Origin of the sequence: Acidovorax bellezanensis (assembly GCF_025421555.1) — a bacterium.
Taxonomy (GTDB): domain Bacteria; phylum Pseudomonadota; class Gammaproteobacteria; order Burkholderiales; family Burkholderiaceae_C; genus Comamonas; species Comamonas bellezanensis.
In genome coordinates this window covers 391813-408155 of record NZ_JAODYH010000007.1, presented here as the reverse complement: position 1 = coordinate 408155, position 16343 = coordinate 391813, and the positions used below count along the sequence as shown (strand labels likewise).

Annotated in this window: 12 protein-coding genes and 2 riboswitches; of the genes, 2 read left to right on the top strand and 10 right to left on the bottom strand. The window is 66.5% G+C overall.

Annotated features, from left to right (window positions below; genetic code table 11):
• Nucleotides 1-31: 31 nt before the first annotated feature.
• The 10 genes from N0K08_RS15860 to gcvT form a co-directional block, all read right to left on the bottom strand.
• Nucleotides 32-742: an ABC transporter ATP-binding protein gene (locus N0K08_RS15860; RefSeq protein WP_261501359.1), complete on the bottom strand. Its 711-nt coding sequence runs from the start codon at nt 740-742 to the stop codon at nt 32-34.
• Nucleotides 742-1509, bottom strand: coding sequence for a high-affinity branched-chain amino acid ABC transporter ATP-binding protein LivG (gene livG / locus N0K08_RS15855; RefSeq protein ID WP_261501358.1), 768 nt, complete (start codon nt 1507-1509; stop codon nt 742-744). The genes N0K08_RS15860 and livG overlap by 1 nt, the downstream gene beginning before the upstream one ends.
• A complete protein-coding gene (locus N0K08_RS15850) occupies nt 1506-2771 on the bottom strand; it encodes a high-affinity branched-chain amino acid ABC transporter permease LivM (protein WP_261501357.1) in 1266 nt (421 codons plus the stop codon). Before N0K08_RS15850 ends, livG begins: the two co-directional genes overlap by 4 nt.
• Nucleotides 2771-3700 carry a high-affinity branched-chain amino acid ABC transporter permease LivH gene (livH, locus tag N0K08_RS15845; protein ID WP_261501356.1) on the bottom strand — a complete coding sequence of 310 codons (930 nt, stop codon included), beginning with the start codon at nt 3698-3700 and terminating at the stop codon, nt 2771-2773. The genes N0K08_RS15850 and livH overlap by 1 nt, the downstream gene beginning before the upstream one ends.
• Nucleotides 3701-3799: 99 nt before the next feature.
• The gene (locus N0K08_RS15840) at nt 3800-4924 is read right to left on the bottom strand and encodes a branched-chain amino acid ABC transporter substrate-binding protein (RefSeq protein ID WP_261501355.1); all 1125 of its coding nucleotides are present in this window, start codon (nt 4922-4924) and stop codon (nt 3800-3802) included.
• A gap of 197 nt (nt 4925-5121) precedes the next feature.
• Entirely contained in the window at nt 5122-5760 is a 639-nt protein-coding gene (locus tag N0K08_RS15835) for an RluA family pseudouridine synthase (protein WP_261501543.1), read from the bottom strand.
• Between the two features lie 23 nt (nt 5761-5783).
• Nucleotides 5784-7973 (bottom strand): PAS domain-containing hybrid sensor histidine kinase/response regulator, encoded by a 2190-nt coding sequence (locus tag N0K08_RS15830; RefSeq protein ID WP_261501354.1) that lies wholly within the window; start codon nt 7971-7973, stop codon nt 5784-5786.
• Nucleotides 7974-8129: 156 nt separating this feature from the next.
• Nucleotides 8130-11030 (bottom strand): aminomethyl-transferring glycine dehydrogenase, encoded by a 2901-nt coding sequence (gcvP, locus tag N0K08_RS15825; protein WP_261501353.1) that lies wholly within the window; start codon nt 11028-11030, stop codon nt 8130-8132.
• 71 nt (nt 11031-11101) lie between these two features.
• The gene (gcvH, locus tag N0K08_RS15820; RefSeq protein WP_261501352.1) at nt 11102-11473 is read right to left on the bottom strand and encodes a glycine cleavage system protein GcvH; all 372 of its coding nucleotides are present in this window, start codon (nt 11471-11473) and stop codon (nt 11102-11104) included.
• A gap of 85 nt (nt 11474-11558) precedes the next feature.
• Nucleotides 11559-12725, bottom strand: coding sequence for a glycine cleavage system aminomethyltransferase GcvT (gene gcvT, locus N0K08_RS15815; RefSeq protein WP_261501351.1), 1167 nt, complete (start codon nt 12723-12725; stop codon nt 11559-11561).
• Between the two features lie 71 nt (nt 12726-12796).
• Nucleotides 12797-12913, bottom strand: a riboswitch (glycine riboswitch).
• Between the two features lie 12 nt (nt 12914-12925).
• Nucleotides 12926-13035: riboswitch (glycine riboswitch) on the bottom strand.
• A gap of 127 nt (nt 13036-13162) precedes the next feature.
• On the opposite strand from gcvT, the gene N0K08_RS15810 reads away from it, so the two are divergent.
• Both N0K08_RS15810 and N0K08_RS15805 read left to right on the top strand, forming a co-directional pair.
• Nucleotides 13163-14749, top strand: coding sequence for a fatty acid--CoA ligase (locus N0K08_RS15810; RefSeq protein WP_261501350.1), 1587 nt, complete (start codon nt 13163-13165; stop codon nt 14747-14749).
• A 34-nt stretch (nt 14750-14783) separates the two neighbouring features.
• Entirely contained in the window at nt 14784-16307 is a 1524-nt protein-coding gene (locus N0K08_RS15805; RefSeq protein ID WP_261501349.1) for an amidohydrolase family protein, read from the top strand.
• Nucleotides 16308-16343 lie beyond the last annotated feature (36 nt).

Here is a 16343-nt window from a genome sequence, read left to right as displayed (position 1 = left end):
AGCGGGCGTGGGCTTGACTGGCGGGCCTGTCCTACGCGCCCAGATAGGCGGCGCGCACCGCGTCGTTGCGCAGCAGGTTGGCGCCGGTGTCCTGCAGTACCACGCGGCCGGTTTCCAGCACGTAGCCGCGGTCGGCGATCTGCAGCGCGCGGTTGGCGTTCTGCTCGACCAGGAATACCGTCACGCCGGCCGCGCGAATGGTCTGGATGATCTCGAAGATCTGGGCGATGATCAGCGGCGCCAGGCCCAGCGTGGGCTCGTCCATCAGCAGCAGCCGGGGCTTGGACATCAGCGCGCGGCCTATGGCCAGCATCTGCTGCTCGCCGCCGGACATGGTGGCGCTGCGCTGCTGGGCGCGTTCGCGCAGCCGCGGAAACAGGCCGAAGACATGCTCCATGCCGTCGCGTATGCCTTCCTTGCTGAGAAAGAAGCCGCCCATCATCAGGTTTTCGGTCACGGTGAGGTGGGGGAAGACCCGGCGCCCTTCGGGCGAGATGGCGATGCCCTTGCGCATGATCAGGTGCGTGGGCAGGCGCGTGATGTCTTCGCCTTCGAAGAGCACCCGGCCGCTGGTGGCGCGCGGCGTGCCGCACAGCGTCATCAGCAGCGAAGTCTTGCCCGCGCCATTGCAGCCGATCAAGGTCACGATTTCGCCAGGGTGTACTTCCAGGCTTACGTCGTTGACCGCGCAGATGGCTCCGTAGTGGGTGGAGACATGTTCGAATTGCAGCATCGCAGCCATCAGGCTTCTCCCAGGTAGGCTTTGATGACCCGTTCGTCGTGGCGTATGGCTTCGGGCGTGCCCATGGCAATCGGCTTGCCGTATTCCATCACCAGAATTCGCTCCGACACGCCCATTACCAGGCCCATGTCGTGCTCGATCAGCAGCACGGCCACGCCATGCTGCTGGCGCAGTTGGTCGATCAGATGCTGCAGGTCTTTTTTCTCCTGGGGGTTGAGACCGGCGGCCGGCTCGTCGAGCATCAGCACCTGGGGTTTGGTGATCATGCAGCGCGCGATTTCCAGCCGGCGCTGGTGGCCGTAGGCCAGGTTGCCGGCCGGTCGGTTGGCGTAGGCGCGCAGGCCCATGTAATCCAGCCAGTGCAAGGCGTTGTCCAGGGCCTGTTGTTCGGCGCGGCGGTAGCCGGCGGTGTTGAACAGGCCGGCCAGGAACGAAGTGCGGGCCTGGCGGTGCTGGGCGACCAGCAGGTTTTCCAGCGCCGTCATGGACTTGAACAGGCGCACGTTCTGGAAAGTGCGCACCACGCCGCGCCGGGCCACGTTGTGGCTGCCCAGGCCAGCGATGCTGCTCCCGGCCAGCGTGATGCCGCCGCCGCTGGGCTGGTAGAAGCCGCTGATGCAGTTGAAGACCGTGGTCTTGCCCGCGCCATTGGGGCCGATGATGGCAAATATCTCCTTGGGCTGCAGCGAGAACGCCACCTGGTCCACGGCCAGCAGCCCGCCAAAGCGCATGCTCAGCGCATTGACTTCCAGCAAGGCTTCGCTCATGTCGGCACCTCCACCTGGTGGCGCTTCATGGGCAGCAGGCCTTGGGGACGCCAGACCATCATCAGAATCATCACCAGGCCGAACATCAGCATGCGGTACTCGGAGAACTCGCGCGCCAACTCAGGCAGCACGGTGATCAGGATGGCGGCGATGATCACGCCCAGCTGCGAGCCCATGCCGCCGAGCACGACGATGGACAGAATCAGCGCCGATTCGATGAACGTGAAGGACTCGGGGTTGACGATACCTTGGCGGGCGGCAAAAAAAGCACCGCCCAGGCCGGCGAACATGGCTCCCAGCGTGAAGGCCGAGAGCTTGATCTTCATCGGGTTCATGCCCAGCGAGCGGCTGGCGATTTCGTCTTCGCGCAGCGCTTCCCAGGCCCGACCTATGGGCATGCGGATCAGGCGGCTGGAAATCCACAGCGTGATCGCGGCCAGCATCAGTGCCATCAGGTACAGGGCGATCACCATGTGTATCGACTGGAATTCCAGGCCGAAGAACTGGTGGAAGGTGGTACCGCCTTCGGTCGTCGGACTGCGGGTGAGCTCCAGGCCGAAGACCGTGGGCTTGGGAATGCCGGAAATGCCGTCGGGCCCGCCGGTGAAGCTGTTGAGGTTGGTCAGCAGCAGGCGAATGATTTCCCCGAAGCCCAGTGTCACGATGGCCAGGTAGTCGCCGCGCAGCCTCAGCACGGGAAAGCCCAGCACGAAGCCAAACGTCGCGGCCACGGCGCCGGCCAGTGGCAGGGCTTCCCAGAAGCTCCAGCCCAGCCAGTGGAACAGCAGCGCATAGGTGTAGGCGCCGACGGCGTAAAAGCCCACGAAGCCCAGGTCCAGCAGTCCGGCAAAGCCGACGACGATGTTCAGGCCCAGGCCCAGCATCACGTAGATCATGGCCAGGGTGGCGATGTCCACGGCGTTGCGGCCGGCAAAGAACGGCCAGGACACGGCCATCAGCGCCACGGCCAGCAGCAGGCCCTGGCGCTGGCGGCTGGTGACGGCCGGCAACTGGGGGCGGGGCAGGTGGGTCAGGCTAGGCAGCAGCATCGCCAGCCAGGGGCGCAGCAGTTGCACGGCAAACACCAGGGCGCAGGCCCAGGCCACGGTGTCCCAGCGCGGCACGACGACCGTGTGGCCGCCCGCGCGCTCCAGGTGCAGGCCGAAGATGGGAATCACCACCAGCGCGGTGAGCACGGTGGAGATCAGTGCGCCTTGCAGGTTGCTGCGCAGGGAAGGGCGTGTGGTGGATTGGGCTGCCATCAGACTTTCTCCACTTCAGGTTTGCCCAGCAGACCGGTGGGGCGTACCAGCAGGATTAGCACCAGCAGCGTGAAGGCCACGATGTCCTTGTATTCCGAGGAGATGTAGGCCGCGGCCAGCGTTTCGGCCACGCCCAGCAGCACGCCGCCGAGCATGGCCCCGGGAATGCTGCCTATGCCGCCGAGCACGGCCGCGGTGAAGGCCTTGATGCCGGCCAGAAAGCCGATGAAGGGGTTGAGCTTGCCCACGGCCAGCGCGATCAGCACGCCGCCCACGGCGGCCAGCACCGCGCCGAGGATGAAGGTGAACGAGATCACGCGGTTGGTGTCTATGCCCAGCAGGTTGGCCATGTGCATGTCCTGCGCGCAGGCACGCGAAGCGCGGCCCATGCGCGAGTGGCGGATGTAGAGCGTGAGCAGCACCATCAGCACCACGGCGACCACGATGATCATGATGCGCGTATAGGGAATGAAGACTTCAAAGCTGCCGTTGGCACCGCCGAACTGCAGCGCGCCGGGCAGCAGCGAAGGCACGGCCATGTCGCGCGCACCCTGGCCCAGCGCGACCCAGTTCTGCAGAAAGATGGACATGCCGATGGCCGAGATCAGTGCCACCAGTCGCGGGCTGTTGCGCACCGGTTTATAGGCCACCTGCTCGACCACGAAGCCGTAGATGCCGGTGATGATTACTGCCACGGTCAGCATCAGGGCGATGACCAGCCAGATCGGCACGCCGCCCTGGGTGCCCACGGCCGACAGGGTGACCAGACCGATGTAGGCACCGATCATGTAGATATCGCCATGGGCAAAGTTGATCATGCCGATGATGCCGTAGACCATGGTGTAGCCAATGGCGATCAAGGCGTAGATCGCGCCCAGCGACAGCCCGTTGAACAGCTGTTGCATGAGCTGGGGTAAAAAGTCGTCCATGGTGCATCCACCTTCCACAAGAAATCAGCATCTAGATGCGACAAGATGGTGCCCAGGCAAGCTGAGCACCATCCAGAGGTTGCTATCTAACCCGCGGAATTACTTGGCCGCTGGCGTCTTGCTACCGTCCTTGTGCCACTCGAACACCTGGAAGTCAAATGCTTTCAAATCCCCTTGCTTGTTCCAGCCGATGGTACCCAGCGCCGTGTCGAAACTGGCCTTGTGCAGGTGGTCGGCGACCTTGGCAGGGTTGTCGCCCACGGCCTTGATGCTTTCCAGCAGGGACTGCACGGCGGCAAAGGAGGTCAGCTGGAAAGCGCCCGAAGGATTGCGCTTCTTGTCCTGGAAGGCCTTGACCACGGCGGCGTTCTTGGGGTTGGCCGCGAAGTCGGCGGGCAGGGTCACCAGCATGCCTTCGACGGCATTGCCGGCGATGGCATTGACTTCGGGGTTGCCCACGCCTTCAGGGCCCATCATGCGCACCTTGAGGCCTTGCTCGGCGGCCTGGCGCAGCAGCAGGCCCATTTCGGGGTGGTAGCCGCCGTAGTAGACAAAGTCCACGCCATTGCTCTTGAGCTTGGTGATCACGGCCGAATAATCGCTGTCGCCGGCATTGATGCCTTCGAACAGGACGACGTTGATGCCGGCTTTCTTCAGGTCGTCGCGCACCGAGGTGGCAATGCCCTGGCCGTACGACTGCTTGTCGTGCACCACGGCGACTTTCTTGGGCTTGGCCTTGTTGATGATGAACTTGGCGGCCGAAGGGCCTTGCTGGTCGTCGCGGCCGATGGTGCGGAAGATGTAGTGGTAGTTCTTGCCGTCGGTCAGCGCGGGCGAAGTGGCCGAGGGCGTGACGACGACCACGCCTTCGTTGTTGTAGATCGGGGCGGCGGCAATCGATGCACCCGAGCAGACGGGGCCGACCACGTAACCGATCTTGGCGTTGATCACGCGGTTGGCGGCCACCGGGCCCTGCTTGGGTTCGCAGGCATCATCCACGGCCACCAGCTCGATCTGCTTGCCTTTGATGCCGCCGGCGGCATTGGCCATTTCCACCGCGGTGGACGCGCCCTCCTTGACCATGTCTCCGTATTGGGTCAGCGGACCGGTGGTCGGGATGACCATGGCGATGCGGATGTTTTGCGCGTGGGCCACTGGCAACAGACTGGCGGCAGCCAGACCCACGGCGGCGACGATGGTGTGCAGGCGAAAAGGCGTGTGCATGGCGATCTCCTTGGACTTTGGTTAAGCAGATGCGGTATGCCAGAAGCCATGAGAGATGGTTTCTGGCCCCAGGAGATCAGCTTATGCCGGCGCCAGAAGGCCGCAATAGGGTATGTGCGGGGGTGTGCTTGCGCGTGGAAGATGGCTGGCTGTGCAGGCCGGCCGCGGCCCCGGGTTTGTCCGGGCCAGGGCGTGCGTCAGAACGGCGCGGGCGAAGTGAATTCGCGCCAGTCGCCGTGGCGCGGATGCTGCAGTCCCAATTGCTGTGCGTGCAGCAGCAGGCGCGGCGCCAGCGCCTGGATGGCTTCGCTGGCGTAGAGGGCGTCGCCCAGAATGGGATGGCCGATGTGCGCGAGGTGCAGGCGCAACTGGTGGGTGCGGCCGGTGATGGGCTCGAGTTCCAGCCGGGTGCAGCCGGGCCAGCCCGGCGGGTTGTGCTCCAGCACGCGCCAGCGCGTCTGGCTGGCTTTGCCCGCGGCATCGATGATGCGCAGCGGCCTGCGGGGCCAGTCGGCCGCTATCGGCGCGTCGATGGTCTGCCAGCCGCCGTCGGCATCCAGGCCGGGCAGGCCGTGGACGATGGCCACATAGCGCTTGTGGATGGCACGCTGCTCGAAAGCCAGGCTCAGCTGGCGCTGCACGGCCAGCGAGCAGGCCATCAGCACCAGGCCCGAAGTCGACATGTCGAGCCGGTGCACGATCAGCGCCTGCGGCCAGCGGGCCTGGGCGCGTGCGCTGAGGCAGTCCTGTTTGTCTTCGCCGCGCCCGGGCACGCACAGCAGGCCCGAAGGCTTGTCCAGCACCAACAGGTCCTCGTCCGCGGCGATGCAGTCCATCTGCGCCAGATGCTGCTCCACGGCTAGTTGCGCGCCGGCGTGTTCAGCAACTGGTCCACGGTGGTGCACAGCTCTTCCACGTCGTTGGGCTTGTGGATCAGTGCGCGCGCGCCCGCGGCCAGTGCGGCTTTTTCGATTTCGGCCGTGACATAGCCCGAAGCCAGCGCCACCGGCAGCTCCGGACGCAGGGCGATGGCGGCATGCACCAGGTCCACGCCGGAAAAGCCCGGCATGTTGTAGTCGGTGACCAGCAGGTCGTAGCGCTGGGGTTGGGTTTGCAGCGCGACCAGGGCTTCGCGTGGATCGGTGAAGCCGCTGACTTCATAGCCGCGCCGGCGCAGCAGGCGCTGTACCAGAAACACCAGTGCCTGGTCGTCGTCGACATACATCACATGCCGGCTGGGCGCACCGTCCACCGGGCCGGTGTTGAGCGCCGGGCGGCGCGGTGCAGGCGTGGCCAGCACCGGCACCGAGCTTCCGGCCACGGGGAAATACAGGGTAAAGCGGCTGCCTTCGCCCGGCGTGCTGACCACGTCCACGGCACCGCCATGGGTGCGCATTACGCCATGCACCACGGCCAGGCCCAGGCCCGTGCCCTGGCCCACGGGCTTGGTGGTGAAGAAGGGCTCGAAAATGCGCTGCACGGTGGCCGCATCCATGCCCGGCCCGTTGTCCTGCACGCTCAAGGCGACATAGCTGGCCAGCGGGAGCCCCAGGCGATCGCTGAGCCGCTGGTCGGGAAGGGCGAGGTTGGCGGTGACCTGGATCATGCCGCGCGCGTCGCCGATGGCATGGACGGCATTGGTGGTGAGGTTGAACAGCGCCTGCTCGACCTGGGTGGCGTCCCCCAGCAGCGCCGGCAGCTGGGGCGCGATGTGCGAATGCAGGGCGATGGCCGGCGGCAAGGTCACGCGCAGCAGGCGCTCGGTGTCGAAAATCACTTCGGCGGCCGGCACCGCGCAGCGCGTGGGCGGCTCGTTGCGGCTGAAGGTGAGAATCTGGCGCACCAGGTCGCGCGCGCGCCGGCCGGCTTTTTCGATCTCCAGCAGGCTTTCCAGGACTTGCGAGCTTTCGGGGCAGTCGGTCCGGGCCAGCTCCACATTGCCCAGAATGGCGCCGACGATGTTGTTGAAATCGTGGGCAATGCCGCCGGCCATGGTGCCCACGGCCTGCATCTTGTGGGACTCGCGCAGCTGGGCTTCGAGCTCGCTGCGATGGGCTTCGGCTTTCTTGCGGCTGGTGAGGTCGCGGGCGAACACCGTGGTCGTGGTTTCACCGCCGCCATGCTGCACGAAAGCCACGCTCACTTCCACCGCCAGTTGCTTGCCGCTGGCGGTGCAGGCCGTCATCTCGCCGAGCACGGCCTGGGTGGTCAGCGAGGCAAACGCCAGCGCCTGCGCCGCATCGGGCAGGAAGCGTTCCAGCGGGCTGCCCAGCGCGTCCTCGGAGGCGCAGGTGAACAGCGCGGCGGCCGTGGGGTTGAACACCGTGATGCGCTGCGCGTTGTCCACGCAGAGAATGGCGTCGAGGCTGGAATTGATCACCGACTCCAGTCGGCGCTCGCTGGCGAACAGCTGCTTGTTGCGTTCCTGCAGCGCCAGTCGCTCGGCCAGCAAAGGGCCTTGGTCGACCACGGCGCAGAGAAACTGGGCGATCGGCGGGCCTTTTTTCTGCGGAATCTCGATGCAGGCAATGTGCAGGTCGCCGCACAGATGGACATCGTCATTGACGATGAACACCACTTCATGCACCTCGCTGCCGCCGCGTTCGCGTGCGGCGATGAAGGCATTGCAGACGCGATCGGCATGGCTTTCGCAGACCAGCGGCATGAAAGAGACCAGCAGGCGGTCGCGTTCCGTGGGCTGGAAGGCGTTGTGCGCCATGGCATTGGCCTGGATCACCATGTCGTGCTCGTCGAGCACCAGCAGGGGCAGGGGAATGCTGGCGAACAAGGCTTCGAAGCGCTCGGAGGCGCTTTCGGCCACGGCCTGGCTGTAATCCAGCACCTTGTTCTGGATTTCCAGCTCGTGCTGGTAGTTGCGCAGCTCCGCTACCAGGGTGTCCAGCGGGTCATCGGCGACGGGAACGACCGGCTCCAGCGACCAGGGGCGGGACGGGAGTTCCTGCATCTCGTCGATGCCGGGACCCATCAGGGTGTGCAAGTCGAGCGGGTCGTCTTTGCGCAGAAGAAAGGACAGGTCGGGACGGCTCATGGATGGTGGGGCAGTGGCCGTACGGTAGAGGAACTCGCAGACGCCGCGCAGTGTAAGCCCGGCCCTCAATCACCACAAGCGCGGCAGGGTAGAAGGCGGACAACCCACTCAGTTATCCATGGCCCATGCAAGCAGCGCGCCCCGGAAAGGGGCGCATCAATACTCGTTCAGAGGGATACAGCTGCAAAAGAGGTTGCGGTCGCCATGCACGTTGTCGATACGCGCCACTGGCGGCCAGTACTTGGCGTGGCGCAGTACCGGCACGGGGAAGGCCGCCTGTTCGCGGCTGTAGCCATGGGGCCAGGCGGCGGCCAGCAGCTGCTCGGCGGTGTGCGGGGCGTTCTTGAGCAGGTTGCCTTCGCGCGCGGCGTCGCCGGACTCGATCTGCCGGATTTCTTCACGGATGGCGATCATGGCGTCGATGAAGCGCTCGATTTCCGCCAGCGGCTCGCTTTCCGTGGGCTCTATCATCAAGGTGTTGGGCACGGGAAACGACAGCGTGGGCGCATGCAGGCCGTAGTCGATCAGCCGCTTGGCCACATCCTCGGCCATCACGCCGCTCGTGGCCTTGAAGCCGCGCAGGTCCAGAATGCATTCGTGGCCCACGCGCGCCGGCAGGCCCGGGGCGCTGGCGCTGGCATAAAGCGTGGGGTAGTGCGCCTGCAGGCGGCAACTGATGTAGTTGGCGCTGAGGATGGCGGTTTCGCTGGCGCGGCGCAGGCCCTCGGCGCCCATCATGCGCATGTACATCCAGCTGATGGGCAGCACGGCGGCATTGCCCAGTGGGGCGGCGCTCACCGCGCCCACGCCCGAGACCAGACCGGTCGAGGCATGGCCGGGCAGGAAGGGCACCAGGTCCTGGACCACGCAGACCGGGCCCACGCCCGGGCCGCCGCCGCCATGCGGAATGCAGAAAGTCTTGTGCAGGTTCAAGTGGCTGACATCGCCGCCGAATTCGCCGGGCGCGGCAATGCCCACCATGGCGTTCATGTTGGCGCCGTCGACATAGACGCGCCCGCCGTGCTGGTGCACCAGCGCGCACAGCGCCTCGACCTGGGGCTCGAACACACCATGGGTGCTGGGGTAGGTGATCATCACGCAGGACAGGCGTTCGCTGTACTGCACGCACTTGGCGGCCAGGTCGGTGAGGTCCACATTGCCCTGGGCATCGCAGGCCGTGACCACCACTTCCAGGCCGACCATTTGCGCGCTCGCCGGGTTGGTGCCGTGGGCGCTGGACGGGATCAGGCAGATGTCGCGCTGGCCCTGGCCCTGGGCCGCGTGGAAGGCGCGGATCGCCAGCAGCCCCGCATATTCGCCTTGCGAGCCGGCATTGGGTTGCAGGCTGATGCCCGCATAGCCCGTGGCTTCGCTGAGCCAGGCCCGTAGCTGGGCATCGAGCTGTCGATAGCCGGCCAACTGCTCGGAGGGCGCGAACGGGTGGATATGGGCGAACTCCGGCCAGGTGATGGGAATCATCTCGCTGGTCGCGTTGAGCTTCATGGTGCACGAGCCCAGCGGGATCATGCTGCGGTCCAGCGCCAGGTCCTTGTCCGACAGCCGGCGGATATAGCGCAGCATGGACGTTTCCGCATGGTGGCGATGGAACACCGGATGGGTCAGGAAGTGGCTGCGGCGGCGCAGGGCGGCGGGAATGCGCAGCGCCACGCCGGCTTCAAAGGCTGCGAACTGGGGCAGGGCCTGGCCGGGCGCGGCAAAGATCCGCCACAGCAGTTCGATGTCGGCGCGGGTCGTGGTCTCGTCCAGCGCGATGCATAACGACTCGGGCGAATGCAGGCGCAGATTCGCGCCCAGACTGACGGCGCGCGCGGCCAGGGCCCGCGTCGCCCGCCCGGTGTGCAGGCACAGGGTGTCGAAGGCCCCGTGGTCGGCCACGGAATGGCCCAGCGTTGTGAGCCCCTGGGCCAGGATGGCGGTGTAGCTGGCCACGCGCTGGGCGATGCGCTCCAGGCCCTGGGGGCCGTGGTAGACCGCGTACATGCTGGCGATCACGGCCGGCAGCACCTGGGCGGTGCAGATGTTGCTGGTGGCCTTTTCGCGGCGAATGTGCTGCTCGCGCGTCTGCAAGGCCAGGCGATAGGCCGGCTGGCCCTGGCTGTCGAGGCTGACGCCGACCAGCCGCCCGGGCAGCGAGCGCTTGTAGCTGTCGCGGCAGGCCATGAAAGCCGCATGCGGGCCGCCCGCGCCCATGGGCATGCCCAGGCGCTGGCTGCTGCCGACGACGATGTCGGCGCCCCATTCGCCGGGCGGGGTCAGCAGAGTCAAGGCCAGCAGGTCGGTGGCGACAATGAACGCGGCCTGGCGTGCGTGGGCCTGGATGGCGTCGGCGCTGAAGTCACGGATGCGTCCGTCGGTGCCCGGGTACTGGGCCAGCGCGGCGAAGTAGTCGCCGGCCAGTGCTTTACTCCAGGCCTGGGGTGAATCCGTGAGCACCACTTCAATGTCCAGCGGCGCGGCGCGGGTCTGAATGACTTCCACGGTTTGCGGGTGGGTGTCGCCGGCCACCAGAAAGCGCCGGCTGGTCGACTCCGTCATGCGCAGCGCCAAGGTCATGGCTTCGGCCGCGGCCGTGGCCTCGTCGAGCAGCGAGGCATTGGCGATGGGCATGGCCGTCAGGTCGCAGACCATGGTCTGGAAGTTGATCAGCGCTTCGAGCCGGCCCTGGGAAATTTCTGCCTGGTAAGGCGTGTAGGCGGTGTACCAGGCGGGGTTCTCCAGCACATTGCGCAGGATCACGCCCGGTGTGTGGGTGCCGTAATAGCCCTGGCCGATGAAGCTTTTGAGCACCTGGTTGCCAGCGGCCAGGGCCTTGAGTTCGGCCAGCGCCTGGGCTTCGCCCACGGCTGGGGGCAGGCGCATGGGCTGGCGCCGCGCAATGCCTGGCGGCACGATCTCCTCGATCAGGGCGCGGCGCGACTCGGCGCCGATCGCCGCCAGCATCAGCGCTTCATCTTCCGGGCTCAGCCCGATGTGGCGGGCGATGAACTCGGCGGGGTTCTCTAGGGTGTGTAGCGCGGGAGTGGAAGGCATCGTCATGGCAGAACCTGTGAAAGCAGCGAAAGACCGAAAGCAGACCGCCGGGTGTGAGCCCGGCTCCCCCGCGGGGATTACTCTTGTGTAAAGGCCGTGTACGTGGCCTCGTCCAGCAAGGCGGACAGCTGCTCCGGATCGCTGAGCTTGATCTTGAAGAACCAGCCCGCGCCCAGTGGATCGGAATTGGCCAGCGAAGGGTCGTCGCGCAGGGCTTCGTTGACTTCGACGATTTCGCCGTTCACGGGCATATAGATGTCGGCCGCGGCCTTGACGGACTCGACCACGCCAGCGACTTCGCCCTGGGCGAAGGTCTTGCCGACTTCGGGCAGCTCGACGAACACCACGTCACCCAGCGCATCCTGGGCATGCACGGTGATGCCGACGACAGCAGCGGCCTGGTCGGCGGCGTTGATCCACTCATGGTCTTTGGAAAATTGAACGCTCATGAAGACTCCAAGAAAAAGCAAAAAAGACAGGGTGAGAAAAGCCAGTCCGCACTGTATCCCGTCGCCGGGGGTATTTCGGACATGCTCAGCCGCGGTGGTAGCGACTGGGCACAAAAGGCAGGGGAATGACTTCCATGGGCACGGGCTTGCCGCGCACCAGGGCGTGCAGGCGGGTGCCGGGCGCGGCAAAGGCGGGCTCCACATAGGCCTGGGCAATGGCCTGGTTCAGGCTGGGCGACAGCAGGCCGCTGGTGACCTGGCCGATCTGGCGGCCGCTGTCGTCGTGCAGGGGCGCAGGCTCGCGCACCGGTATGCGTTCCAGCGCCCGCAGGCCCACGCGCTGGCGGCTGCGCAGCGCGGGCTGGTCGATTTGCGCGAGCAGCCGGTCGGCGCCGGGAAAGCCGCCGGCGCGCGCACCGCCTGAGCGGCGCACTTTCTGCACGGCCCACAGCAGGCCGGCTTCGGCCGGGGTGGTGCTGGCGTCGAGCTCGTTGCCGTAGAGGCACATGCCGGCTTCGAGGCGCAGCGAGTTGCGCGCGCCCAGGCCCGCGGGCGCGACTTCGGGGTGGTGCAGCAGGGCCCGGGCAAAGGCTTCGGCCAGCGGGCCGGGCAGGGAAATCTCAAAACCGTCTTCGCCGGTATAACCGCTGCGGGTGATGAACAGCTCGCAGCCTTCCCAGACAAAGGCCGCGCCGTCCATGAACAGCAGCTGCTGCACGCCGGGCACCAACTGCTGCAGCACGCTCGCGGCGAGCGGGCCTTGCAGGGCCAGCAAGGCCTGCTCGCCCAGGGGCTCGATCTCGCAGAGGTTGGCGATACGGGCTTGCAGATGGGCCAGGTCGGCCTTCTTGCAGGCGCCGTTGACCACCAGCAGGAAGTCGTTGCCGCGGTTGACCAGCATCAAGTCGTCGAGGATGCCGGCCTGGTCATTGAGCAGCAGGCCGTAGCGCTGGCGGTTGACGGCCAGGTCTTGCAGGTCCATGGGCATCAGCGATTCGAGCGCCGCAGCGGCGCCGCCGCCGACCAGGCGCAGCTGGCCCATGTGGGAGACATCGAACAGGCTCGCGGATTGGCGGGTCTGGGTGTGTTCGGCCATCAGGCCGGCCGGGAATTGCACCGGCATGTGGTAGCCGGCGAATTCCACCATGCGCGCGCCCAGTTCCAGGTGCAGGGAGTGCAGCGGTGTGTGCAGCAGCTCGCCCGGCGCGGCGCTGGGGAAATGGGGAGCGGAGGGGCAGGGCACAGCGGTCATGGTCGGTCTCTCCAAGGCAGGCACGGCGCCGGGGCCGCGCATGCACAAGCATGGCACAGTCCGTGGCGATCGAATGCCCTGCTGTCCGCTTTACCTGAGAGATTCACCGACGCCGGTGGGCGTGGGTTTGCTCCTTCGGTGGGCGACCGTGCCGTGTCCGGCGGCCGCCTCTCTCCAGCCAGGCACGCCCGCGCGATGGCGGACGTTGGTCAGTCCTTTTGCCTGAGCGTTTGGGGCGGGAAGCTCCTGCGCCTTCGGCGGTGCGACGTGCAGCCAGCGGCCGCGCAGCACTCTCTCCTGACAGCGCAAATTCTACCGGCTTCGCGCGCATTCCGGGCGCACGGACCGCCGGTTTCCTGCCCATATGCAAATTCCCGCCAGCGATAAGGCAGTGCCTACACTGGCGCCAGATTTTGCCAATACTCTGGAGACTTGCAATGCCACTCACCCTGGGCGACACCCTGTCATGGCCTGCGCGCTACCTGCCCCACAAGACGGCCCTGGTGGCTTGGGATGGGGGCCAGCGCCGCGCCTGGACCTATGCGCAACTAGAAGCCGAGGTCAACCGCCACGCCCATGGCTTGCAGGCGCTGGGCCTGGCGCGCGGCGATGTGGTGGCCGCGTTTCTCTACAACACGCCGGCCTTTGTCTTCACTTTGCTGGCCGCGGCGCGCATAGGCGCCGTGTTCAATCCCATCAACTACCGGCTCGCGCCGCAGGAGCTGGCCTTCATCCTGGGCGACGGCCAGGCCCGCGCTCTGGTGTTCGAGCGCGAAGGCGCCGAAGTCGTGGCCCGTGCCCAGGCCTTGCTGGCGGGCGAGAGCGCCGGCGTGGCCCACTGGATTTACGCCGACGAGGGAGTTGGCGATGTCTCGCCCGCAGGCACGACAGCGCGTCTGAGCGCGCTGGCCGCAGGCCAATCCAGCCAGGCGCCGGCCATCGCCGTGGACGAAACCGACCCCTGCATCCTGATGTACACCAGCGGCACGACGGGCCGGCCCAAGGGCGTGCTGCACACCCACCGCAGCAAGATCGCGCACAACGCCTTGATGCACCAGGTGATGCAGTTCAGGCGCGAAGACGTAGGCCTGTCGCTGGCGCCGCTCAACCATACGGCCGAGCTGCACACCAGTTTCCTGCCGCGTCTGCAGGTGGGCTCGACGCTGGTGCTGCAGCGGCGCTTTGACGCGGCCGAGGCCTGGCGCCTGGTCGAGGAAGAAAAAGTCAGCTTCTTCTTTGCCGCGCCGACCATGGTCTCCATGCTGCTCAACGCGCCCGAACTCGCCGCGCGCGACACCCGCAGCCTGCGCCTGGTGGAGTATGGCGGCGCGTCCATGGCGCCGCACCTGATACGCGAATGGACGCGCCAGGTGGGCTCGGGCCTGGTCCAGGTGTTCGGCACCACCGAAATGGGCCCTTGCATGTCGGTGCTCTATCCGCACGAGCAGCTGTCGCATGCGGGCTCGGCCGGACTGCCGGCGCTGAGCCATGACCTGGTCGTGGCCCAGCTGCCCGCGGACGGCAGCCCCAGTGATCCGGCGCAGCCTTGCACCGTCGGCGAAGTCGGTGAAATCCTGGTGCGCGGCCCCTGCATGATGGCCGGCTACCTCCACCGCCCCGAAGCCAATGCGCGCGCCCTGGCCCATGGCTGGTACCACACGGGCGACATGGGCCATCTCGACGCCGACGGCTACCTGTGGATACGCGACCGGCTGGACTACATGATCAATTCGGGCGCCGAGAACGTCTACCCGCGCGAAGTCGAGGATGCCTTGATCGAGCATCCGGGCGTGCTGGAAGTGGCCGTGGTCGGCGAGGCCGATGCGCGCTGGGGCCAGGTGGTGGTGGCGCATGTGGTGCGCAAGGGCGCGGCCCCGGCCGACGCCACCTTGCTCGATGCCTACCTGGTGCAGGGCGATCGTCTGGCACCCTACAAGCGGCCGCGGCGCTACCATTTTGTCGATAGCCTGCCCAAGACCACCAGCGGCAAGATACAAAAGCACTTGCTGCGCGTGCCGGCCTAGCCCGCGGGCCGGGCCTCTTCACAGGAGAGATGCCATGCCCATGCCCGAACGCATATTCGATCTGCACACGCATTTGTTCAATGCGCGTTATGTGCCGCTGGCCAGCCTGATCGCCCACGCCATGGGCCGGGACGAAAGCCGCCTGGCCCAGCAGGTCGCGCGTCTGCTGCAGGCCTTGACCGGTTCGGCCTATGCGGCGGTGCCGGTCGAAGCCGTGTTCGCGCAGTCGCCCCTGGATGCGCTGCAAGAGGAGTGCCTGGAACATATCTGGCGTGTCGCCGAGCACGAATTGCTGCTCAGCACCGGTTCGCTGGCGGCCATGGAGCTGGGGCCGGCGCCGCTGCTGGACCAGGCGCTGGATGCGCCGGTGTTCGACCGATTGCGCGCATCGGAGCTGATGGAAATCCTCGACAGTCTGGACCGCGTGGACTACGCCGCCGAAGGCTGGTCCGTGCCGCTGCCGACGGATGAGGCCATGCCCACGGCGCAGCCTTTGGAGGCGGGCGGGCGGTTCGCGGGCTTTCTGGGCTGGGCCAGGCAGGTGGTCAAGAGGGCCTTGTGGATCGTGACCCGGCTGATGGACCCCCAGGCCTGGGGCGAGGCCACGAACTACCTGGCGTTCTTCCTGACCTTGCTGCATTCGGAAGACCAGTTGCTGCACAAACTCTGGGCGGGCTACGGCCCGGGTCTGCCGCCCTTGCAGTCGGCGCACTATCTGCTGGACATGCAGCTGGCCTATCCCGGGCACGAGTCGCCGTTCTATCCCTTGCATCCGGTGCAGGAGGACCGCATGCAGACCTTGCAGCGCACGTACCCGGCGCGCTTGTTCGGCTTCAGCGCTTTCGATCCGCGGCGTGTGGATTGGCAGGAGCGTGCCCTGCAAGCGCAGGCCAAAGGCTTTGTCGGTTTCAAGTTCTACCCCGGCATGGGCATCAAGCCCATGGGCAATGAGCCCATGATTCAGGCCCGGGTCGATGCTTTCCTCGACTTCTGCGTGGAGCGCGACCTGCCGGTGTTCGCGCACTGCACCCCCGTGGGTTTTCAGACCCGTTTCAAGCTCGGCGGCTACGCCCACCCGCGCTACTGGCGCGAAGTGCTGCAGCAGCCGCGCTGGCACGGCCTGCGCCTGTGCCTGGGCCATGCGGGCGGTGGGCGCATGGCCAACGGGCCGCTGCATTCGCCGGGCTGGATGGCCGAGACCGATGCACAGTGGCAGGAGGAAGACAACTTCGCGCGCATCGTGACCGAGCTGTGCGCGACCTATCCCCAGGTCTATTGCGAAGTCGGCTACATGACCGAGCTGCTGGTCGATGCGCGCCTGGCCGTTTTCGAGAGAAATCTCCAGCGCGCGCGCGAGTCGGCACGGGCCGCGGGCCGGCCGTACGAACTGCTGGACAAGATGGCCTATGGCTCGGACTGGCATATGCCCGATGTGGTCTCGCGCACGCGCCGCTACCTGGATGTGTTTCTGGCGCTGATGGACCGCCCGGCCTATGCCGCGCACCGGGAAGCGTTCTTCTGGCAGAACGCCTACCGGTTCCTGCGGCTGCCGTCGTGAGGGCTGGAGTGGCCTGCCGGCGCAAAAAAAGCCAGC